Annotated in this window: 19 protein-coding genes; 8 read left to right on the forward strand and 11 right to left on the reverse strand. The window is 70.2% G+C overall.

Features of this window, described 5'->3' with window-relative positions:
- Positions 1-91: 91 nt before the first annotated feature.
- The 7 genes from BLT76_RS23350 to BLT76_RS23380 all read right to left on the reverse strand — a co-directional run bounded on the left by BLT76_RS23350 (position 92) and on the right by BLT76_RS23380 (position 6,728).
- The gene (locus BLT76_RS23350; RefSeq protein ID WP_211753188.1) at positions 92-1,099 is read right to left on the reverse strand and encodes a cytochrome d ubiquinol oxidase subunit II; all 1,008 of its coding nucleotides are present in this window, start codon (positions 1,097-1,099) and stop codon (positions 92-94) included.
- Entirely contained in the window at positions 1,096-2,505 is a 1,410-nt protein-coding gene (locus BLT76_RS23355) for a cytochrome ubiquinol oxidase subunit I (RefSeq protein ID WP_244509540.1), read from the reverse strand. The genes BLT76_RS23350 and BLT76_RS23355 overlap by 4 nt, the downstream gene beginning before the upstream one ends.
- A 52-nt stretch (positions 2,506-2,557) precedes the next feature.
- Positions 2,558-3,217, reverse strand: a complete 660-nt coding sequence (locus tag BLT76_RS23360) for a dihydrofolate reductase family protein (RefSeq protein ID WP_244509541.1) — start codon at positions 3,215-3,217, stop codon at positions 2,558-2,560.
- Complete coding sequence (locus BLT76_RS26475) at positions 3,214-3,483, reverse strand: class III extradiol ring-cleavage dioxygenase family protein (protein WP_244509542.1); 270 nt, start codon at positions 3,481-3,483, stop codon at positions 3,214-3,216. Before BLT76_RS26475 ends, BLT76_RS23360 begins: the two co-directional genes overlap by 4 nt.
- A 290-nt stretch (positions 3,484-3,773) precedes the next feature.
- Positions 3,774-4,637, reverse strand: coding sequence for a dihydropteroate synthase (gene folP, locus BLT76_RS23370; protein WP_090860714.1), 864 nt, complete (start codon positions 4,635-4,637; stop codon positions 3,774-3,776).
- On the reverse strand, positions 4,634-5,548 hold the full coding sequence (locus tag BLT76_RS23375) for a glucosyl-3-phosphoglycerate synthase (protein WP_090860715.1): 915 nt from the start codon (positions 5,546-5,548) through the stop codon (positions 4,634-4,636). Before BLT76_RS23375 ends, folP begins: the two co-directional genes overlap by 4 nt.
- A 52-nt stretch (positions 5,549-5,600) precedes the next feature.
- Positions 5,601-6,728: a hypothetical protein gene (locus tag BLT76_RS23380; RefSeq protein ID WP_090860716.1), complete on the reverse strand. Its 1,128-nt coding sequence runs from the start codon at positions 6,726-6,728 to the stop codon at positions 5,601-5,603.
- Between the two features lie 146 nt (positions 6,729-6,874).
- On the opposite strand from BLT76_RS23380, the gene BLT76_RS23385 reads away from it, so the two are divergent.
- Together BLT76_RS23385 and BLT76_RS25990 are read left to right on the forward strand one after the other, a co-directional pair.
- The gene (locus tag BLT76_RS23385; protein WP_211753190.1) at positions 6,875-7,492 is read left to right on the forward strand and encodes a TetR/AcrR family transcriptional regulator; all 618 of its coding nucleotides are present in this window, start codon (positions 6,875-6,877) and stop codon (positions 7,490-7,492) included.
- 172 nt (positions 7,493-7,664) lie between these two features.
- Positions 7,665-7,838 (forward strand): hypothetical protein, encoded by a 174-nt coding sequence (locus BLT76_RS25990; RefSeq protein WP_170867223.1) that lies wholly within the window; start codon positions 7,665-7,667, stop codon positions 7,836-7,838.
- Between the two features lie 31 nt (positions 7,839-7,869).
- On the opposite strand, the gene BLT76_RS23390 is transcribed toward BLT76_RS25990, so the two are convergent.
- The 4 genes from BLT76_RS23390 to BLT76_RS25995 all read right to left on the reverse strand — a co-directional run bounded on the left by BLT76_RS23390 (position 7,870) and on the right by BLT76_RS25995 (position 14,132).
- Positions 7,870-11,661: a M1 family aminopeptidase gene (locus tag BLT76_RS23390; RefSeq protein WP_170867224.1), complete on the reverse strand. Its 3,792-nt coding sequence runs from the start codon at positions 11,659-11,661 to the stop codon at positions 7,870-7,872.
- Between the two features lie 247 nt (positions 11,662-11,908).
- Positions 11,909-12,532: an N-acetylmuramoyl-L-alanine amidase gene (locus tag BLT76_RS23395; RefSeq protein WP_244509543.1), complete on the reverse strand. Its 624-nt coding sequence runs from the start codon at positions 12,530-12,532 to the stop codon at positions 11,909-11,911.
- Positions 12,533-12,744: 212 nt separating this feature from the next.
- Positions 12,745-13,749 (reverse strand): UDP-glucose 4-epimerase GalE, encoded by a 1,005-nt coding sequence (gene galE / locus BLT76_RS23400; RefSeq protein ID WP_090860718.1) that lies wholly within the window; start codon positions 13,747-13,749, stop codon positions 12,745-12,747.
- Positions 13,750-13,979: 230 nt separating this feature from the next.
- Positions 13,980-14,132 carry a hypothetical protein gene (locus BLT76_RS25995; protein ID WP_170867225.1) on the reverse strand — a complete coding sequence of 51 codons (153 nt, stop codon included), beginning with the start codon at positions 14,130-14,132 and terminating at the stop codon, positions 13,980-13,982.
- A gap of 113 nt (positions 14,133-14,245) precedes the next feature.
- Between BLT76_RS25995 and BLT76_RS26000 the strand changes: the two genes are divergently transcribed.
- From BLT76_RS26000 to BLT76_RS23430, 6 genes are all read left to right on the forward strand, one after another.
- Positions 14,246-14,413 carry a hypothetical protein gene (locus BLT76_RS26000; protein ID WP_170867226.1) on the forward strand — a complete coding sequence of 56 codons (168 nt, stop codon included), beginning with the start codon at positions 14,246-14,248 and terminating at the stop codon, positions 14,411-14,413.
- Between the two features lie 1,843 nt (positions 14,414-16,256).
- Positions 16,257-17,576, forward strand: coding sequence for an O-antigen ligase family protein (locus BLT76_RS23410; protein WP_090860720.1), 1,320 nt, complete (start codon positions 16,257-16,259; stop codon positions 17,574-17,576).
- A 532-nt stretch (positions 17,577-18,108) separates the two neighbouring features.
- Complete coding sequence (locus BLT76_RS23415) at positions 18,109-18,651, forward strand: CatB-related O-acetyltransferase (RefSeq protein ID WP_211753193.1); 543 nt, start codon at positions 18,109-18,111, stop codon at positions 18,649-18,651.
- Positions 18,648-19,862: a hypothetical protein gene (locus BLT76_RS23420; RefSeq protein WP_090860721.1), complete on the forward strand. Its 1,215-nt coding sequence runs from the start codon at positions 18,648-18,650 to the stop codon at positions 19,860-19,862. Before BLT76_RS23415 ends, BLT76_RS23420 begins: the two co-directional genes overlap by 4 nt.
- Before the next feature lie 198 nt (positions 19,863-20,060).
- On the forward strand, positions 20,061-21,041 hold the full coding sequence (gmd, locus tag BLT76_RS23425) for a GDP-mannose 4,6-dehydratase (RefSeq protein ID WP_090860722.1): 981 nt from the start codon (positions 20,061-20,063) through the stop codon (positions 21,039-21,041).
- 1 nt (position 21,042) lies between these two features.
- On the forward strand, positions 21,043-21,993 hold the full coding sequence (locus tag BLT76_RS23430; RefSeq protein WP_090860723.1) for a GDP-mannose 4,6-dehydratase: 951 nt from the start codon (positions 21,043-21,045) through the stop codon (positions 21,991-21,993).
- Positions 21,994-22,001 lie beyond the last annotated feature (8 nt).

A 22,001-nucleotide genomic window follows, 5' to 3' on the forward strand; every position in this document is an offset into this window, starting at 1 on the left:
GGCTGCGGGGGTCTCGACACCGTCAGGCGCCAGAGCGCCTTCCTGCTCGACCACCGGCGGTCGTCCATCGCTGCTCGACCACCGGGCGTGGCTAGTGGTCCGGCCTCGTCCACGCCTCGGTCTGGGTGAGCCGGTAGAGGTAGGCGAGCGAGGGGAGCACCAGGGCGGCGGCGATGGCGGCGGCGATCAGGACCCCCTGCAGCGTGGCCCGGGCACCGGCGGCGTCGGCGATGGTGACCTCGTCGACGAGCAGCCAGGGGTACTGCGCGACGCCCCAGCCGAGGACGACGGCGGCGACGGCGAGCAGGGCGGCGGGGCGGGCCAGGGCGAAGCGGCGGGTCCAGAGCAGCCAGAGGGTGGCGGCGCCGGCGAGGAAGGACAGCACGATCAGCGGTGCGGCCCGGGTCTCGAGGCCGTCGGCGAGGGTCGGGGCGTCGCGCTCCAGCGGGACCAGCGCGGCGAAGACGACGGCCCCCGTGACCAGGCCGACGGACAGGGTGCGCAGCCGCAGCGTCGCGGCGAGCCCCGCGGAGCCGGCGCGGGCGGCGTCGGCGGTCAGGAAGACGCCGGCGAGGAAGGCACAGGTCCCGACGGCGATCACGCCGCCGAAGATCGAGGTGGGGTTCACCCAGGACCCGATCAGCTCACCCCGGCCCGACGCCGGCACCCGCCCGGACGCGATCGCCCCGGCGATGGTGCCGAAGAAGAACGGCGTGACGACCGACGACAGCGCGAAGACGACGCCGAAGAAGCGGGCCTGGCCGAGCGTCTCGGCGTACTTGCGGAACGCGAAGCTCGCGCCCCGCAGCACGATCCCGAACAGCGCCAGGAACATCGGCAGGATCAGCGTCTCCATCGCCGCCGCGAAGGCCTCGGGGAACGCCGTCCACCAGGTCACCAGCACGTAGATCAGCCAGACGTGGTTGGCCTCCCACACCGGGCCGATGCTCCGGTCGACCTGGGTGCGCAGCTCGGCGCCGCGCTCGGAGCCCCCGGCGGTCAGGTCGAAGAAGCCCGAGCCGAAGTCGGCGCCGCCGAACAGGGCGTAGACGACGACCCCGACGAACATCGCGGCCGCGACCGCCATCTCGAGGGTCACGACGGCTTCTCCGACGACGCGAGCGTCTCCACGCGGGGCCCGTACGGCGAGGGCAGGTCCTGCTCGCCCGCCCGCCACCGGCGGGCCATCGACCGGATCACGATGGTCGCCCCGACGGTCATCAGCGCGTAGACGACGGTCGTGATGCCGAGCAGCCACCACAGCCCGGAGTTGTTCCCGGCGGCCTCGGGGGTCCGCATGATCCCGTAGACGATCCACGGCTGCCGGCCCACCTCGGTGGCGATCCAGCCGGCCTCCAGCGCGACCACGGCGAGCACGCCGGTGATGGACACGAACCTCAGGAACAGCCGCCTCTCGAGCAGGTCGTGCCCCCGCCACCGCGCGACCCAGAAGATGACCACCGCGAGGGCCAGCAGGGTGCCGATGCCGACCATCGACTGGAACGCCAGGTGCGTCATGTTGATCGGCGGCTGGTCCTCGACCGGGATGGTGTCGAGGCCCTGGACCGGCTTCGTGAACGAGTTCCGGGCGAAGAGCGAGCCCAGGTAGGGGATGTCGATCGAGTAGCGGACGACGCCGTCGATCAGCACCCCGCCGATCCGCAGCGGGGAGGCGCCGGAGTCGGTCTCGGTGGCCAGCTCGAACGCCGCCAACTTGGCCGGCTGGGTCTCCGCGAGCCGCGACCCGAGCAGGTGGCCGACCACCGGCTGCAGAACGGCGGAGACGCTCGCGAACCCGAACGGCACCAGGAACCCGAGCCGGTGGTAGCGGTCGCGCCGGCCCTTCAGCAGGCCGACGGCGTACACCGCGGCGACCGAGAAGCCGGCCACCATGTAGGCCGCGACCCACATGTGCAGGAACTGCCAGAACGCGTTCGGGTTGAACAGCACCGCCCACGGGTCGATGTTCGTGACCTCGCCGTTCACGAGGTCGAACCCGACGGGGGCGTTCATCCAGGCGTTGACCGTGAGGATGCAGTAGGTGCCGACGACCCCGGTGATCGCAATCGGCAGCACGAACCACAGGTGCCGGCGCGGGTCGATGCGTCCCCAGCCGTAGAGGTAGATGCCGAGGAAGATCGCCTCCAGGAAGAAGGCCAGCCCCTCGAAGGCGAACGAGAGGCCGACAACGTCGCCGTACGTCCCCATCAGGCCGGGCCACAGCAGGCCCATCTGGAAGGCCAGCGCGGTGCCGGACACCACGCCGATCGCGAACAGCACCGCCGAGACCTTGGCCCACCGGTGCGCGAGCAGCAGGGCCGTGTCGTCGCCGCGCCGGACGCCGCGCCAGTGCATCCAGAAGATCATCGCCGGCAGCGCGACGCCGAAGCAGGCGAGCACGATGTGCCAGCCCAGGGACAGCGCCATCTGCTGCCGGGCGGGCATCAGCCCCGCGGGGTCGAGGTCCGAGGTGAGCGCGGTGATCAGGAGGTCAGGCGTGGCCACGCTCTTGACGGTACGCCGAACCGAACACGTTCAGAACCGTTTGTGAAATCTTTCACGAAGTGATCAGCCAGCGCCCGAGCAGGGTCCCGTCCTGCTCGAGCAGCGTGCTAAGCACCAGGGGTACGTCGACTGGCGGCCCCGCCGCGATCCGGGGGTGGTCGCCCCCGACCACCCGGGGTACGACGGTCGCGCAGAGCTCGTCGGCGACGCCCTGGTCGAGCAGGTCGCGGAGTAGGTGCGGCCCGCCCTCGGCCAGCAGGCTGGCGTGGCCGAGGGCCACCAGCCGGCCGCGCAGCAGCGGCAGGTCGACCCGGTGCTGCCCGCAGACCAGGACGTGCTCGGCCCCGAGCAGCTCACGCGCCGCGGCCAGCCCCGGGGAGGTCGCCACGGTCGCCATCAGCACCCGCCCCGGGTCGGCCCCGCGGAGCGACTCCGGGACCTCCGCGGACCGACTGACCAGCACGATGGGGACGTCGGCGGGCCGGTAGCCCTCCGCGCGCGCCGTCCCCGCCCCCACCAGGACCGCGTCCGCGAGGCGCCGCAGGGTGGCGAACACCTCGCGGTCGGCCGGGTCGTTGATCGACCCGCTGCGCCCGTCCGACCCGGTGGCGGCGCCGTCCAGCGTGCTGACCATGTTGACCCGCAGCCACGGCAGCCGCGGCACGGCGTACAGGTCCTCCAGGGGACCCTCGGTGCCGATCAGGACCCTCACGACCATTCCCACCTCATCACCCAGTACCGGACCCCGAACGGGTCGTCGTCGTAGTCCACCTGCGCCGGCGTCCCGGCCGGCAGCAGCCCGAGCAGCTCGCGGATCCCGTCGAGCGACGCGAGCAGGTCGTCCCCGAGCGCGAAGTCCGACCATCCGGCGTCACTCGACGCGAGCGCGGCCCGCAGCCCGTCGTCGAACGCGAACGACCGCTCGTCCAGGTGCCCCGGCGCCTTCTCCGAGCGCCGCGCCGACCCGTTCCCCACCACCAGGTAGGAACCGCCCTCCGGTGGTTGAGGAGGGACGAAGTCCCGTCTCGAAACCCCCGCAGCCGAGAGGAGCGAATGACCCACCCGACACCCCTGCGGATCCCCCACCACGACCACGTCCGAGCCCAACCACGACACCGCGTCGAGGCACGCCAACCGCAGGTCCAGCACCGGATCGCTCAGCCCGGCGTACGACGGCAGCAGCGCCAGCACCCCCGGCACCAGGACCGCTCTCGTCGGTCGAGTAGCCCCCGAGGAACGAGGGGGCGTGTCGAGACCACCGTCGGGACTCACTGCAGCCCCCGGATCGCCCGCGCCGGCAGCCGCCGCCCGGCGATCGTGTTGACCATGTCGACCGTCTGCCGCGTCTCGACGACCTCGTGCACCCGGAAGATCCGCGCGCCGGCCAGCGCCGCGACCGAGGTCGCCGCGAGCGTGCCGGTCAGCCGCGAGCCGACCGGCAGGTCGAGCGACTCCCCCACGAAGTCCTTGTTGGACAGCGACACCAGCACCGGCCAGCCGGTGTCGACCATCTCCCCGAGCCGGTGGGTGAGCTCCAACGAATGGAAGGTGTTCTTGCCGAAGTCGTGGGCCGGGTCGATGACCACCGAGCGGCGGTCGACGCCGGCGGCGACGGCCCGGTAGGCGTAGGCGACCGTGTCCTGGATGGCCGAGCGGACGACGTCGTCGTACTCCACCCGGTAGGGCCGGGTCCGCGGCGTCGCGCCGCCGGTGTGCGTGCAGATGATCGCGGCGCCGAAGGCCGCCGCGACGTCGACCAGCTCGGGGTCGGCGCCGCCCCAGGCGTCGTTGAGTACGTCGGCGCCCGCCTGGCAGACCGCCCGCCCGACCGAGGCCCGCCAGGTGTCGACGGAGATCACCAGCGAGGGGTACGCCGAGCGCACCCGCGCGACGAAGTCGACGACCCGCCGCTTCTCCTCGTCCTCGGAGATGTTCTCGCCGGGGGCGGCCTTGATGCCGCCGATGTCGACCATCTCGGCGCCCTCGTCGACCACCTGGGCGACCCGGTCGAAGGCCTTGTCCTCGGCCCAGGTCGCGCCCTTGTCGTAGAACGAGTCGGGCGTGCGGTTGACGATCGCCATCATGATCGTCGCGTCGTCGGGGAAGTGGTGCCGACCCAGCTTCAGCGTCATGCGCCGACCCCCACCGCGGGCGGCCGCTCCGTCACGGGTACGGCGACCGCCTCGAGCGTCATCCCGGCCCCGAACTGGCTCAGGGTGATCTCGTCGGCGTGGTGGCTGTGCGTCGAGCGGGCCCAGCCGGCCGTGAGGATCTGGGTGGCCATCGCGCCGAGGTCGCGCAGCGCCTGGTGCCGGTGCGCGCGGCGGCCGAGGTCGACCTGCGCGATCGCGTCGAGCCCGTGGCCGCGCCAGGTGTCGATCAGGGCGGCCAGCTCGACGGCGTACCCGGTCGGCACCGAGAGCGAGGCGAACAGCGAGCGTCGTACGGCCCACTCGCCGGCCAGCGGCTGCACCAGCCCGGCCAGCGGCGGGAAGAGCAGGGCGACCAGCGGCCGGGCGACCAGCTCGGTGACCCGCCCGCCCTCGTAGGCCGACTCCCGTTGGTTGAGCTCGTCGAAACCCGGCCGCTCGTAGAAGCCCTTCACCAGCGACACCTCCGGCCGGGTGAGCAGCGGCCCGAGCAGGCCGGGCACGAAGTGGGTGTCCCAGTCGAGCAGGTCGGCGTCCATGAAGACGATCACGTCGCCGGTGGTCACGAAGAGCGACTTCCACATCGCCTCGCCCTTGCCGGGCCGGGAGCCGAGGTCGGGGCGGACCTCGGCGGAGCGGTGCACGACCGCGCCGGCGTCGGTGGCGACGTCGTAGGTGTCGTCGGTGGAGTCGGAGTCGATCACCACGATCTCGTCGACCAGCGCGACCGTCTCGACCAGGGCCTCGCGGACCCGGGTCACGACGTCGCCGACGGTGGCCGCCTCGTTGCGGGCGGGCACCACCAGGCTCACCCGCTGGTCCCCCTTCGCGGCGAGCAGGTCGTCGAGCGACCAGTCGTCCCAGCGGTGCGTGTTGCGCGCGAACCAGGTCACGGGGCGAGGGTATCCACGACGGCAGAACGCACCGCCGTGGTCCCCCGCGCCGCTACTTCTTGGTCTTCGTGGGTGCCTTGGTCTGGAGGGTCAGCGTCCGGTAGCCGGCCTTGGTCGCGGTCACCTGCAGCACGACGCGCTTGCCGACCATCTTCCTGGTCAGCTTCAGCGACGCCTTGGTGCCGACGACCTTGGAGCCGACCCGCCAGCGGTAGGCGACGGCCGTGCCGGCCGGGAGACCGCTCGCCCGGGCGCGGAGGGTGCGCCCGGCCTTCGGCTTGCCGACGATGCGGACCTTGCCGGCCGCGAAGGTCGCCGGAGCGACCGCGGCGGTCGCGGCGCTGGCTGCCGAGGCGACCGTGAAGCCCGGCTTCGAGGCCGTCACCCGGACGCTGAGCGGGGCGCCGAGGTCGGCGAGCCCGAGTCGGTACGACGACGCGGTGGCCCCGGCGACCGGCGTACCCCGGCGCAGCCACTGGTAGGCCAGCGCCGCGTCGGCCGGCCAGCCGGACGGGCGGGCGCTGAGGGACTGACCGAAGCGGGGCGCGCCGGTGACGGTGACGCTGCCGGCGACCATGGTCGCGGGGACGACCGGGGCGGTCGGCTCGCTGGTGCGGACCACCTTCGAGTAGCCGGGCCGGGTGCTGGTGACCCGCACGGACAGGGCGGCGTCGACGTCCGCGACGGTCGCGGTGTACGACGCCGCCGTGGCGCCGAGGATCGGCGTGCCGCCGCGCAGCCACTGGATGGCCTGGGTGGTGCCGATGTCCCAGGCGCCGATGGTGGCGTCGAGGCGGTCGCCGTACCGCGGCGCGCCCGCGACGGTCGGGACCGGCCGCAGCGTCTGCTGCTCGCCGAGGATGGTGACCGGCGCGCTGACGACGCGGGTGTCGTCGAACCCCTGCTTGGAGCCGGTGACGGCCACCTGGAAGGCGACGTCGATGTCCTGCTGTCGCAGGGTCCAGGCGGGGCCGCTGGCGCCGGGCTCCTTGACGCCGTCGAGGAGCCACTCGTAGGACAGCGCGGTGCCCTCCGGCCACTCGCCCGCGTTGATGAAGATGTTGTTGCCGGCCTTCGGCTCGCCCGTCAGGACGGGGGTCGGCGCGGGCGTGATGGGCGCGGCGTACGACGGGCCGGTCTGGAGGCCGACGAGGCCGCCCACCGCCAGAGCGAGGGCCACAGCCCTCAGGATCGTCCGTCGCCGCCAGGTCGGGTGCACATGGGTCACGGCGGGACTATGGCACGCCGATCGCGGTCCCCGCGGCGCTTTCGGAGTGTTGGTGACGGGGCGCGGGCCACACGCGACGGCGGTGGTTGAATGCGGGAGTGTCCTCCCCCGAGCCCGCGACACCCGCCGAGCCGGCGCGCCGCCCCCGCGGGCGCCCCCGGGACCCGGGCGCCGAGGGACGGATCCTCGACGCCGCCCTCGAGGAGTACGGCGAGCGCGGCTGGTCGGGCTTCACGATGGACGCGGTCGCCCGCCGGGCCGGGGTCGGCAAGTCGACGGTCTACCTGCGCTGGCAGGACAAGGACTCGCTGCTGATCGACGCCGTCGACGCCCGCACCGGCGGCATCGAGGACGTCGACACCGGCAGCTTCCGCGGCGACCTGGTCGAGCTCTCGGCCAACCTGTTCCGCCACTACCTCGACCCGGCCGGCTGGGCCACCCTCCGGCTGGCCGTCGACGCGGCCGCCTCCCCCTCCGCGCTCGGCACGTTCAGCGCCCGGGTCGCCGAGCAGCACACCGCCGCGGTCCTGGCCATCGTCGGCCGGGCCGTCGCCCGCGGCGAGGCGACCTCCGACCTGCCCCCGGCGCCACTGGTCTTCAGCCTGTACGGCGCGGTCACCATGCAGACCCTGACCCTCTCCGGCTCCGACCGGCAGCTCCCCGACGCCGAGATCCGCCGCCGGGTCACCGAGCTCGTCGACTTCCTCCTCCGCTGACCCGAGAGTCGGGCTCGACCGGTACCGACCCTCGGCCCACCGGGTTTCGAGACGGTTGCCAGAGCAACCTCCTCAACCACCGAGGGGCGCCGAGGGGCGCCGAGGGGCGCCGACGTGCAGACCAACCGTGGAAGCCCCTCAACCCCGGAGCGGGTAAGCCGATGGATTAGCCATGACCGGGGGATCAGAGGAAGCAACGACCTGCAGCGTCTGCTGGGCACTCGTGCCCCGGATGATGATGACCTTCCACCGCGACTGGCACGACGGTCTCGCCCGTGCCGTCGCCGCGGAGCGCACGGACGTCCCCGGGCTGGTCGCGGTCGAGCCGCGACGCACGGCCTGCTGACGCAGGCCCCCGGGGACGTCCGTCCCTGCTGCTACTTCTTCTTCTTGACCTTCGCGGTCGCCCGGCTGGTCACGGTCTTCGTGACGTAGCCGGCCTTCGTGACGGTCACCTTGACGGTGACCTTCTTGCCCGCGGTGGCCGCGCCGAGCTTCACCGTGGGCCGGGTGCCGATCTTTCGCGACCCGGCGTACCAGGCGTAGCTGACCTGCACGCCGCTGCCGAAGCCGGTCGCCCGGGCCCGGAGGGTGCGGCCGACCTTGGCCGGACCGGTGATGGTGGCCCGACCCGACCCGAGGGTCGCGCGGGCGACCGCACCGGAGGCGGCGCTGGTCTCGGTCACGGTCGTGTAGCCCGGCTTGGTGCCGGTGACCGCGACGGTGATGCGGTCACCGAGGTCGGCCAGCCCGAGCCGGTACGACGTGCCCGTGGCGCCGGCGATCGGCGACCCGTTGCGTCGCCACTGGTAGGCCAGCGCGACGCCGGCGTCCCAGCTGCCGGCCGCGGCGGACAGCGTGCTGCCGAAGCGGGCGGTGCCCACGAGGCGCGGCACCGGGGTGCTCGCGATCGTGGCCGGGGCGACCGTGACCGGCTCGCTCTCCACCGTCACGCCGGTGTAGCCGGGCTTGGTGCCGGTGACCGCGACGGCGACCTCCTTGCCGAGATCGGCGGCGCCGAGGTCCAGCGTGGGACCGACCGCGCCGGCGACCTCGGTGCCGTCGACGATCCACTGGTAGGCCAGCGTCACGCCGCCGTCCCAGGTGCCGGCGTCGGCGGTGAGCGTCCGGTCGACGATCGCGTCGCCGGTGAGGACCGGCTTCGGCGTCGTCGCGAGCGTCGCCGCCGCCACGTTCACCGCAGCACTCGTCCGGGTCACCGTGGTGTAGCCCGCCTTCGTGCCCGTCACGGCCACCGTCAGCGCCTTGCCCAGGTCAGCCGCGATCGGCGTGTACGACGCAGCCGTCGCGCCGCTCACCGGCGTACCGGCCACACTCCACTGATAGGTCAGCGCCGTCCCCGACGTCCACGTCCCGGCCACCGCCGAGACCGCAGCATCCACCGTCGGCGTCCCCGACAGCGTCGGCACCGGAGCGGTCCCGATCGTCGCCGCCACCACGTTCACCGCAGCACTCGTGCGCGTCACCGTCGTGTAGCCGGCCTTGGTGCCGGTGACCGCCACCGTCAGCGCCTTGCCCAGATCGGCCGCGACCGGCGTGTACGACGCAGCCGTCGCGCCGCTCACCGGCGTACCGGCCACGCTCCACTGATAGGTCAGCGCCGTCCCCGACGTCCACGTCCCGGCCACCGCCGAGACCGCAGCATCCACCGTCGGCGTCCCCGACAGCGTCGGCACCGGAGCGGTCCCGATCGTCGCCGCCACCACGTTCACCGCAGCACTCGTGCGCGTCACCGTCGTGTAGCCGGCCTTGGTGCCGGTGACCGCCACGGTCAGCGCCTTGCCCAGATCGGCCGCGACCGGCGTGTACGACGCGGACGTCGCGCCGCTCACCGGCGTACCGGCCACGCTCCAGGCGTAGGCCAGCGCGGTGCCGGAGTCCCAGCTGCCGGTCACCGCGGTGACCGCGGTGTCGACCGTCGGGGTGCCCGACAGGGTCGGGACGGGGCTGGAGGTCAGCGTCCCGGCCACGACCGTGACCGGCTCGCTGGTCTTCGTCACCGGGAGGTAGCCCTCCTTGCTGCCGGTCACCGTGACCGTCAGCGCCTTGCCCAGGTCGCCCGCGACTGGCGTGTACGACGCGGACGTCGCCCCGGTCACCGGCGTACCGGCCACGCTCCACTCGTAGGTGAAGGAGGTGCCGGCGGCCCAGCCCGCGGTGGTGGCGCTGAGCGCCGTCCCGACGGTCGGCGTACCGGAGAGGGCCGGGTCCGCGGCGGGGGTGATCGGGTGGGCGTCGACCGACGCGTCGGTCGCGCAGCCGGCGGTGGAGCAGAGCCCGCCGAGGCCGGTCGGCACGGCCGTGGCCTTCAGGGTGTCGCTGGAGGCGTCGCCCTTGACGACCACGTCGAAGGACGCGGTGGCCGAGGTGCCGGTCGCCGTCGAGGGCACGGTCCAGGTCAGCGTGGTGCCGTCGAGGGCCAGGCCGTCGGGCAGGGTGCCGATCGTCGCGTCGTCGAGGACGTCGGCCAGGTCGACCTTCACGACCCCGTTGGCCAGCACGACCTTGCCGACGTTGGCGGCGGTGAGCTGGTAGGTCAGCGTCGCGCCGGGCTCCACGACCCCGGAGGCGGGAGTGCTGGCCAGGGTGAGGTCGTACTTGCTCGGCCAGGCCGGCTTGTCGCCGTCCATGATCCAGTCCTGCCAGAAGGCGTCGAGGTCGCGCCCGGAGATCTCCTCGGCCAGCGCCTTCAGTTCGTCACCGCTGCGGCTCTGCCCGCCGTACCGGGTCTGCCACTGCTTGACGACCTTCAGGAAGTCGACGTCGCGGAGGGCGGTGTTGAGCGCACCCCAGAACTGCGCGCCGCGCGTGTAGGTCTGGTAGCCGTAGATGTTGACCGGGTTGGTCTGCGCACCGGGCGGGGTGGTCCAGCTGGCGCTGGTCGCAGCGGTGCCGTTCCAGTTGTTGTAGTACGACGTCTCGACCGCGGCCGGGTTCGGCGTCGCCGGCGCCAGCACGTTCGTGTAGTACGTTGGCCCGTAGGTCGCCATGCCCTCGTTGATCCAGATGTCGGTCCACAGCTTCGGCGAGACGTTGTCGCCGTACCACTGGTGGACGAGCTCGTGGATCAGCGTGTTGCCGTTGACCGAGTTGGTGCTCGGGAAGAACGAGCGGTCCTGGGTCTCGAGCGCGTAGTTGATGCCGCTCGGCACGGTGTCGATGACGACGCCGACGCTGTTGCCCGGGTAGGGCCCGTAGATCTGCTCCAGCCGGCTGATGATCGTGCCGAGCTGGGCGCGACGGTTGGTGATCGTCGTCTTGTTGGTCGCGGACAGGGCCGAGTCCATGAACGACCACTCCGGGACGACCCGGCCGTTGGAGAGCGTCACCTCGGACTCGATCACGTCGTACTTGCCGATGGAGATGATGATCAGCTCGCTGGCCATCTGCTTCTGCTGCACCCACCGCCAGGTGGTGCGGGTGCCGTCCTCGCTGAGCGTCTTGGCGGCCAGCTCGCCGTTGCCGACGACCGCGCTGGGGCCGGCGCCGGTCGCTGAGGTGATGGTGCTCGGGATCGTGGTCGTGAAGGACCACGTCGCCTTGTCGCCGGGCATGTTGTTGTGCGGGATGCCGGCCATCGCGCCGACCGGCTGGCCCATGAAGGTGGCGCCGTCGGCGGTCGAGGCCCAGCCCTCCCACGAGCCGTCGGGGTCGACGTGGTGGTTCGGGACGCCGTGGTAGGTCACGACGGTGGTGAACTCGCCCTCGACCGGCGTCGCCGGCGTGACGATGAGCTTGTACTTGATCGCGGCGGCGTCGATGACCCGCTCGTACGACGCGGGCTGGCCGTTGACCGTCACCGAGTCGATGGTGAGGCCCTCGAAGTCGAGCGAGAACGTCTTCAGCGGGGCGCCGGTGGTCTTCGCCAGCATCGTGGTGCTGGCGGAGTTGAGGACGCCGGACATGTAGTTGCTGACGACGCCGGTCGCGCTCCAGTCCATGACGACGTCGTAGTTGAGGGCGTCGTACCCACCGTTGCCGACGTTCGGGAACATCGCGTCGCCGGCGGTCTGCGCCCCGTCGATCGGGTCGGCCGCGTGCGCGGGGGCGGCGATGCCCGCCAGGCCGCCGGCCATCAGCATGATCGGGACGGCTCGCGCGAACGTCCGGCGCCACCAGGGATGGGCGCTCGTGTCCTTCAGGGTCATCTGCATCCTCACTCGTTCGGATCGACGGGCCCGAGCCCCCGGAGACCGTAGGCAGCGGACGTTTCCCTGGTGTTAAACGACACGCTCATTGTCTGACAATGTCTGGACCGCTCCGCGTTCTCCTGCGGGATCGACCGGACCGGCCCATAATCCGGGCCGTGCTCCGGACCATCGGGTCTCGTGAACAGCGACCAGCGCTGGGTGGGGCTCGCCGTCGCGGCGGCGGCCTCGCTGACCGGCGGTGCGATCAGCGAAGCTCGGCGGCGATCGCGCGGCTGAGCGCCCGGGCGTACGACGCCCTCCCCCGCGCCGTCCGCATCCGCCGGGCGTCGCGGCGATCGCGCATGTTGCCGAGCTCGACCATCGCGGTCGGCACCCGCGAGAGGTTGAGCGTCGCCAGGTCGGTGCGCTCGTCGAGCCCGTCGCCCCCGGCGACGTAGTTGGCCACCGGGACGCCCGCGCGGCGCAGTGACGACCGGACCTCGCGCGCCAGTCGCGCCGACGCTTTCCGCTCCGGCAGCGTGATCACGTGGAACCCGCGGGCCCCGGCCGCATAGCTGCCGTCCGCGTGGATGCTCAGCATCAGGTCGGCGTGCGCCCGGTTCCCGGCCCGCCCGCGCCGGTCGACGCACGGCCCCCACCGGTCGTCCCGGTTGCTCTGCCGGGTCAGCACCACCCGCGCGCCCTGCGCCTCGAGCCGCTTCTGCACGAGCCGCGCCACCCGCCAGGTGAACGTCGCCTCCGGGAACCCGCCGTCCGTCGCCGCCCCCGTGGTGTTGCACGGCTTTCGCTGCCCCCGCCCCGCCGGCACCAGCCGGTTGATCTCGCGCGGGAAGTTCCGGTTCCCCAGCTGGTGCCCCGGATCCAGCACCACCACCTTCCCCGCCAGCGCGCGAGCACCCGTCGCTCGAGCACCCGTCGCTCGGGCACCCGTCGCTCGATCGCTCGTCGGTCGAGTAGCCGGCGAGGTACGAGCCGGCGTATCGAGACCCACCGGTGGTTGAGCAGGTTGCGCAGCAACCGTGTCGAAACCCGGTGAGCCGAGCAGCAACACCAACGCGCCGACCACCGCCGTACGACGCATCACTCGTAGCCCAGGATCTCCTGGCGCTTCTCGCCCCAGGCCAGCGCGGAGGCGATGGCGTCGGTGATCGACAGCTCGGTGCGCCAGTCGAGCAGCGCAGCGGCCTTGTCGGCGTTGGCGTAGGCACCGACGGCGTCACCCGGCCGCGGCGGCGCCTCGGCGAGCGGGACCGTCTGGCCGAAGACCTCCTGGAAGGCCTCGACGAGCTCGCGGACCGTCGTACCGTCGCCGCTGCCGAGGTTGATGACCACGCTCGGCTCGCCGACCTTCGCGATGACGTCGTCGAACCGCTCGACCGCCCGCACGTGGGCGCGCGCGATGTCCCAGACGTGGATGTAGTCGCGGATGCCGGTGCCGTCGCGCGTGGGCAGGTCGGTGCCGGTGATCGTGAACGCGTCCTTCTGCCCGCGCGCGGCCATCACCAGCTGGCCCAGGACGTGCGAGGGCTCCTTGGCATAGATGCCCGACTCGAGGTCGGGATCGGAGCCGATCGGGTTGAAGTAGCGCAGGATGATCGCGCGCAGCTCGGTCGCCGCGGCGACGTCCACGAGGACCTGCTCCATCATCAGCTTGGTCCGGGCGTACGGCGACGTCGGCGCCAGCGGGTCCTCCTCGGTCACCTCGAACCCGTCCTTGGTCGCGTAGAGCGACGCCGAGGACGAGAACAGCACCCGGTGCTTGCCGAGCGCGGTCAGCTCGTCGAAGAGCTCCAGCGACTTCGCGACGTTGTCGCGGTAGTACTCGTAGGGCTTCTCCACCGACTCCGGTACGACGATCCGCGCCGCCATGTGGATGGTCGCGTCGAGGTCGGGGTGCTCGTCGACGATCCGCCGCAGCAGCTCCCGGTCCGCGATGTCGCCCTCGTAGAAGATCCGGTCCCGCACGAACGCCTGCGGCCCCACGAGCAGCGAGTCGAGCACCACGGGCGTGTGCCCCGCCACCTCGAGCGCCTTGCACGTGATCGACCCGATGTAGCCGGCACCGCCGGTGACCAGAACCTTCATGCCAGCACCCTACTGACGCCCCGGCACCCCACCGGCCCTCACCGCCGCCGTCAGTCGCCGCCGTCAGTCGCGGCCACCGTTGGTTGAGCAGGTTGCGCAGCAACCGTGTCGAAACCCCCGCAGCCGACAGCCACCGCCGGCCCCACCGGTGGTCGAGCAGCGAGGCCGCACTAGCGGGCGAGCGCCCGTCGAGACCCCCGCAGCCCACCAGCGACGCCGACCAGAAGGACCTAAGCCGCGACCGACCCCCGCACCGACTCCGCCAGCTTCTCCGGCACGTACTCCGGCGACGACTGCCACAACGACCGCCCCACGGCCACCGCCAACGGCAGCGGTACGACGCACCACGCGAGGGCGAGCAGCCCGACGACGAACCAGATCATGCAACGAGTGTGCGACCCGCTCCTGCACAGCACGCCCAACCGAAGTTCACCTACCGGTAACGCCCCGGTACCAACCTGGTTTGACCCACGTCACACTCGGGCACTCCTGCTCCATGGCGTCCTTCGACCTCTACCTCGGTCAGCTCTTCGAGCGCGCCGAGGAGCCCCTCACCACCCCGTTCGAGGACTGGTGCCGCGAGCACGCCATCCACCCCGAGGCCTGGGGCGCCTGGGAGCGCTTCGAGCTCGACCAGGCCCGCACCGCCGCAAAGGCCGGCTGACACCCTCACCACCCGAGCAGCCCACCCTCGCCGGTCGAGTAGCGCAAACTCGCTGGTCGAGTAGCCCGTGAGAACGAACGGGCGTATCGAGACCCCCGCAGCCGTCCACTCGCCGGTCGAGCAGCCCATGGGAAACGCCCTAGCCCCCCTCGCCGGTCGAGTAGCCCGCGAGGAACAACCCGAACTCCCCTCGCCGGTCGAGCAGCCCGTGAGGAACGAACGGGCGCCCTGCTCGCTGGTCGAGTAGCCCGTGCGGAACGACCAGGCGCCCTGCCCGCTGGTCGAGTAGCCCGTGAGGAACAACCAGGCCTCCCCTCGCTGGTCGAGTAGCCCGTGAGGAACGAACGGGCGTATCGAGACCCCCAACCGTCCGCATATCGCCCACTCGCGCCCACCACCCCAGGGAAACAGTGACCCGTCTGAGGGGTTTACCTGTGAGTACGTCTCTTTACTAGCGCCCGGACTAGATCACTGGCCATGATTGATCCCGCCGCCCAGCTCTGGGTTTGGGAGGGAGCTCGGACGGTAGTCCCGGGTCGCGTGTATCCCCGTGTGCGCGACCCGGGCACCCCCCTCGCCTCTCCGTGCGAGCACGAGCACGACGAAGGCCGGGCCCGCCGCTCTCGCGACGACCCCGGCCTCCCGGTCTGCTTCCCGCTCCTACGCCGAGCGGGACTCCGCGACGTCCATGCCGCTGTGGTACCTGCTCCGGCAGGGGCACGGCCAGCTCTCGGTCGGCTCCCCACACGTCTGTCGCTTGGGCTTCATGCCCGGCACCAGCTTCTTGACCCGCTCTCCAGCGGGCAGCTCGTGGACACGATCGTGCCCGCATCGGGGACAGCGGTCCGCCACCGTGAATCACTCCAGGCTTCGCTCGTCGTGCGGGTCCCCGTGCGCCTTCGAGTCTGCCCCCGAAAACTGCGTAACGGAGTGAGTAGGCAAAGGATCACACCCCAGGGATCGCCGCCTGGGGTCCACTGGGCCCCATCAGGCGCATGAGGGGTACGTCGCAGGTCTGCATGCCTGGGACGGCAACGAGGCGACGGTCGCTCATTGGTGGTGTACGTGTTCTGATCCCTCGTTGTTGTTCAGGCTGTGGGTGCCGCGATGGGGTGGGCTCGGTGGTCCCTCTACTCGGTGGTTACGAGGGCCTGGAATCGGGTGAGTGCGTCGAGACCTAGGTAGCGGCCATTCGTCGTGCTGCCCGGCCACGACATCGCCGACAGGGCGGACCAGGTCGGCCCGGTCTGGGTCGACCGCCCCGGGTTTCCGGACACGCCAAAGTCTCCGGACAACGACGCAATTTAAGCCTAGTTCGACCGCGGCGGCGGACTGGTCGTAGACGCTGTGCGGCACCCCCTTGACCCACCCCGAACCGGTCTTTGGGATGGCAGACATCAGGTTCGCGGCGTGGTGGCCAAATCTAGGGTGCGAGCATCACCTCTTCGCTGACAACCAGAGGTAAGAAGCGCTCGCCATTCCGGTCGCCCACATCGCGAGCGACACGAGGTCGGTGTCGTGGAGGCCGTGCCCTCCTGGCAGAACCCTGAGCAGCGGCCCCGCTTCACTGCCGGTGAGCGAGACCTGAACGGCGAGGAGCCCGGTCATCAAGGTCGCGACAGCGCCCGCGACGAGGCGTCGATGCCACACGGCTGCAGTCTAGAACCGCAGACTCAGCGACTCGCATGCACCCGAGCAATCGGCGTCAACGACCGTAGATCACGCGTCGGTACTCAACCCAGCACGCTGATCAAGCCAGTGGCCTGAGGGCGTGACTGCTCGCGCGCCGCGAGGGACGCCATTCGAGCCACCTGGCAGCAGCGGGTCGATATAGCATCCGCGCATGACCGGCGACCAGGCTCTGCAGCTGGGCATTGCCATCGCCGCCGGCGCGGTTGGGGTCCTGTTCGTCGTGACGTCTAGGAGCTCGCGCGACTCAATCAGCTCAGTCACGGGCTTCCTCGGCGGGCTTGTCGCCGTTCAAGTGGGCGGTTTCCACCTGTTCACGATCGTCGTAACGGTCTGGTTCGCCACTCGGAGACGCGAGCAGTACGGGAATCTGCTCCCGCTCTTCCTGATCCCGCTAATCGCCGTCCCTCTGGCGACGACAGCCTTGTACGGGGAACTCACCCACAACCCCCTGCTCGCCGTCCAGCTGCTCGCTCTTAGCTTGTCAGCTGGCCTCGTAGCCGCAGCAGCTAACGACCACGACCGGAAGCTGATGTTGCTTGGTCTGATGTGGGCCTGTTTCACCTCGGCCTTCGTAGGCCTGCTCCAGGTGGTCGGCCTTGTGGCCGTCCGGGTGGAGACGCTGCACACGCACGTCAGCAGCCTTGGTCGTCCGAACGGCATCTATCCCGAGCCCGACTGGCTCGGCACGTTTAGCGCCATCGGAATGGTTCTCTCCTGGAGACTGCTCCGCGACCGACCTAGTTTGCGAACCCTCGTTCTGGGCGTCACCACCGGGGGATTCGTGCTCGCCTTCGCCCGTGCGGCGTGGCTTGCGTTAGGCGTCTCCGTCATCGCAATCCTGGTCGGGGCAGCCATCTCCAGACGCCGAGCTCCACGAGCGACCAAGTCCGGATCGTTCCGCACCCTCGCCGTCCTGGGCGCGGTGGCAGTGATCGCCTTCGCGGCGTTGCCCGCACTCCGCATTCAAGCCGTCGAGCGCCTAACGTCGATCGTGTCCGGGGACCGCTCGGACATCTCTCGACAAGCTCGCATCCAGCAGAACGAGACGTTGCAGCGACTGGCCGACACGGCCCCCTGGGACGGGTGGGGCATCAGCGCGAGTGGGCGCGTCGGAGTCTCTGGTCGGTTGCTGCTCGGGGACGAGTCCGGAAACAGCGTTGCCAGCAACTGGGCGCTGGCGTTCTGGGTGGACGGTGGGTACTTGGCCGTGCCCGTGATCGCGCTCTTCATCTTGGTGGCGATGCGCCGCTTCCGAGGCGTGGCGGGACAAGCCTTGGTCGTCGTACTCGTCTCGAGCTTCTTCTCGAACGCCACCTATCAGCCAGTAGTGTGGCTGCTCCTCGGCCTAGCGCTCCGAGAGGCCAATTCACGACCAGAAGTCCGCCAAGAACAGGTCGAGGGTCAGAACCAAGACGATGGCCACCCCAAGCGCGAGAAGCGCGGAACCCTGAACGCGAGGCAGCCTGTCTGAACGTCGCCGCGACGTTGGGTAGTTTCGACCTCACAACTGACCCTGCCGCAGGGTGACGCGTTTCTGACCAACGCCTTCGCCAGCGATGCCAACCCTGTGAGCACCAAGCCGATCGTCACGGGGTCGCGCGGTCGGAGCCCGGCCCCTTGCGTCGCCGCAGATCGCACTCGCGTCCTACGGCCCGGTCACTGACGTTACGACTGGCTAGTTTGCGCCGACCGTGTCCGCGACTAGCCCAGACCGGTTGAACGGATCGCGTAGTGAACTTCCTGGCAGGCGTCTTCGCGGCAGCCCTGAGTTGTGCTGCTGGCCTCGAGGCGGGTTCGGCAGGGTCGACACCACGAAGTCAAAGTCCATGCCCGGCCCCACTCTGAGAACGAGATCACGGCGCACCACTGCCTTCGGCCACTACGGTGTGACCATCATGAGCAGCAGCTTGAAGTGGCGAACTCGCACACTGGCTCGGCGTGTATTGCGCCGGACTCCATCGGGCCTTCGACGGCATCTTCCTCTTCCAGGCCGCCCCCCAACCGTGCTGCAACTGATGAAGCAGGGTGTTGTGACAGTCGGGCGTCACACATACCCAAACCCGCCACCCGTTGCTTACTACACCGGCGACACTGCCCATGTGCGCATCGGAGCCTTTACGAGTATCGCTGCCGGAGCTGAACTCCTGGCGGGCGGTGAACACCGCGCCGACTGGGTGACAACATTTCCGCTTCGCATCAGGCTGGATCTGCCAGGGAAGCTTCAGGACGGGCAACCCGGCTCGAAGGGCGACATCGTCGTCGGCAACGACGTCTGGATCGGCCGACACGCTCGAGTCATGTCCGGCGTGACGATTGGGGATGGTGCAGTCGTCGCTGCGGGCGCAGTGGTCACAGGGGACGTCGCTCCGTACTCCGTCGTCGGGGGCGTGCGCGCGAAACACCTGAAGTACCGCATCGAGCCCGACCTGATCCCAGCGATGCTGCGCATTGCGTGGTGGGAGTGGCCCGACGACGTGATCCGCGAACGGGTCGATGACCTCTCGTCTCCCGACATTGCGGCCTTCGTCGAGAAGTACGGCGCGTGAGGAAACTCCTCCGGGGTCCCGTCATCTCCCTAGCCTCACAGGGTGTCGGCGTTCTACAGCTTGTCATCGTGCTTGCCTTTATAGGTGCGGACGAGGCAACCGATGCATTCTTCTACCTTTTCGCACTAGGCCTTGTTCCTATCCTGATCCTGCTCGTCGGGTTGATGTACCCGATGTTGCTGAACGAGCGACGGATCTCGAAGCGGGGGCTCGCACGGCTGAGAGTTGTTACGCCACTGGCGAGCACCGCCTTCGTCGTAAGTGGGGCGACCTGGCTCTCCGTAAACGATCGGCTCGCAAGCAACCTCGTGGTTCTAGCGTTCGTCATTGCGTTGAACTCGGCCTTCCAGGCGCTGTGCTGGTTCAATGCGGTCGCTGCTGAGTCGATTGGCGAGCCGCTCTGGATATCTGGAGTGGCACTACCAGCGAACACCTTCGCTACCATCATGGCCGTCATTCCGTGGCCGACCAGCGCGGCCGCTATGACCGCTATGGCGGTCGGTCTGACAATCGGCAACGCTGTGACGCTCGCCGCCATGCTTGCCCGTCGCGTTGGCGCCGAAGCTCTGACGAAGGCCCCCGGCACGCCAGCAGCCAGCCGGGGTTCGTATTGGTTCCTAGGTAAGGCCTCTGTCGGGTACGGCGCCCAAGTCGTTATGCAATCCGCCGCAGTGCAGTTGCCAGCAGCGGGCGTGACGATCTTGAATGTCGCCAATAAGGTTGTGGGGTCGATTTCGGCTACGTTCGTTAACGCCGTAATGCCGCACATGGTCCACGAAGCGTCGACGTCACCAGATCCCGCGCGAAGATTTCTTCGCCTCATGCTGGCGGGGACCACCACGCTGGGGATCCTCATTGTCGCGATCACCGCGATGGTGGCTGCGGAGCATCGGGTCGAAGCCGTCGCGCTCGCTGCATGGCTCGCAGCATCAACCGGCGCCGCAGTCGCCCAGAGAATGGCTTTCCGCTTTCTGCCTGCGAACGCATCCCGTTTCAGCATCGTCGTGGTCGCGGCGGTCAGTGTCCTGGTTGCGGCGTCTGCTTCCTCCGATGACTTCAAGCTCGTGGTTCTGCTCAGCGCTCTCGCTCTCATGGACGCGGTAACCGCGCTGCTCCTACTCGCCATGCTGCGCGACCGAGTCGGAACTTTGTGGATGGGCCTCAGTGCGGCGCTCGCGACTGCAATCTGGGCCGGCACCCTGATCACGTAGTCCTGATAGCCGGCCAGGCGCACTCAGGTGCCGAAGACGTGGAAGGTGTCCGAAGTGCAGGAAGTCGGCGAGACCGGTCGCAGTCTGTTACGGACACCGACCTGCCCACCCGATCACAAGTCAGGGACTACTCGCAGACTTAGCGTCATTGGAACGACGGGGCCCATCCGGGTGGCATAACACTGGCATGATCCGCCCATGCCCAGCGCACTCATCACCGGCATCACCGGCCAGGACGGCCTCTACCTCGCCGAGCTCCTGCTCTCCAAGGGGTACGACGTCCACGGCCTCGTCCGGGGGCAGAACAATCCCAAGGGCTGGCTGGTCGAGCAGCACCTTCCGGACGTGAAGCTCCACTACGGCGACCTCACAGACATGTCGAGCCTCATGAGGGCGCTGCGGGAGTCCGATCCCGACGAGGTCTACAACCTGGGCGCGGTCTCCTTCGTCGCCTACTCCTGGGAGAACGCCCAGCTCACCACCGACGTCACCGCCAAGGGCGTCCTCAACCTGCTCGAGGCGTTGCGGCTGCACGCCGGCGACCGACCTGAGCACGTGCGCTTCTACCAGGCGTCCAGCTCGGAGATGTTCGGCAAGGTCCAGGAGACCCCCCAGCACGAGCGCACCCTGCTCTGGCCGCGGTCGCCGTACGGCGTGAGCAAGGTCTTCGGCCACCACATGACGATCAACTACCGCGAGTCCTATGGGATGCACGCGTCGTCGGGGATCCTCTTCAACCACGAGTCCCCGCGCCGCGGCCCGGAGTTCGTGACCCGCAAGATCAGCCAGGCGGTCGCCCGGATCCACCTCGGCCTCCAGGAGGACGTCGTGCTGGGCAATCTGGACGCCGAGCGCGACTGGGGCTTCGCCGGCGACTACGTCGAGGCGATGTGGCTCATGCTCCAGCAGCCCGCGGCCGACGACTACGTGGTCGCGACCGGCGAGACCCACTCCATCCGAGACTTCCTGGACATCGCGTTCGCCCACGTCGGCGTCGACGACTGGGGACCCTACGTGCGACAGGACCCGCGCTTCATGCGGCCCGCCGAGGTCGACACCCTGATCGGCGACGCCAGCAAGGCCCGCGAGGTGCTGGGCTGGAAGCCCAAGGTCTCGTTCCCCGACCTGGTCGCGATGATGGTCGAGGCCGACCTCGACGCCATCCGCCAGGGTTGGTGACATGCCCCGCGCCTTCATCACCGGCATCAGCGGGCAGGACGGCAGCTACCTCTCCGAGCGCCTCGTGGCCGAGGGGTACGACGTCCACGCCCTCGCCTTCTCCAGCGAGCCGACGCCCTCGTCGCCCGGGGTCGTGCTGCACTGCGGCGACCTGACCGACATCGACCGGGTCCGGAGCCTGGTCGTCGAGATCGCTCCCGACGAGATCTATAACCTGGCCGCGATCAGCTCCGTGGCGCGGTCCTGGCAGGAGCCCGACCTCACCGCCCGCATCAACGGCCTCGCCGCTGTCGGCCTGTTGGAGAGCGCCCTCCAAGCCCAGGAGGCCACCGGCAACGCCGTGCGTTTCGTCCAGGCCTCGAGCGCCGAGATCTTCGGCGAGCCGGCCCACTCACCCCAGGACGAGCACACCCCTCTCCGCCCGGTGAACCCGTACGGCGCCGCCAAGGCGTACGCCCACCTGATGACCGGCGTCTACCGGGGCCGCGGCCTGCACGCCGTGAGCGCGATCCTCTACAACCACGAGTCCCCGCGACGCCCGGCGCAGTTCGTGACCCGCAAGATCACCGCCGGCGCCGCGGCCATCGCGCGCGGTGAGGCCGACTCGATCTCGCTCGGCAACCTCGACGCCCGCCGGGACTGGGGCTGGGCCCCCGACTACGTGGACGCCCTGGTCCGCGCGGCCCGGGCCGACCGCGCGGACGACTACGTCATCGCGACCGGTCAGAGCCGGAGCGTCCGCGAGTTCGTCGCCGCGGCGTTCGCGAAAGCCGGGGTGAGCGACTGGGAGAGACACGTCCGGGTCGACCCCGCCTTCGTCCGCCCGGCGGACCCGTCCGACCTCACGGGCGACTCGTCCCGGGCGCGGAAGCAGCTCGGTTGGCGCCCGACAACGTCCTTCGAGGAGATCGTGGGCCGCATGGTCGAGGCTGATCTGAGTCAGGCTGACTAGACCTTTCT

The sequence above is a fragment of the Nocardioides lianchengensis genome, from assembly GCF_900101465.1.
Lineage (GTDB): Bacteria > Actinomycetota > Actinomycetes > Propionibacteriales > Nocardioidaceae > Nocardioides > Nocardioides lianchengensis.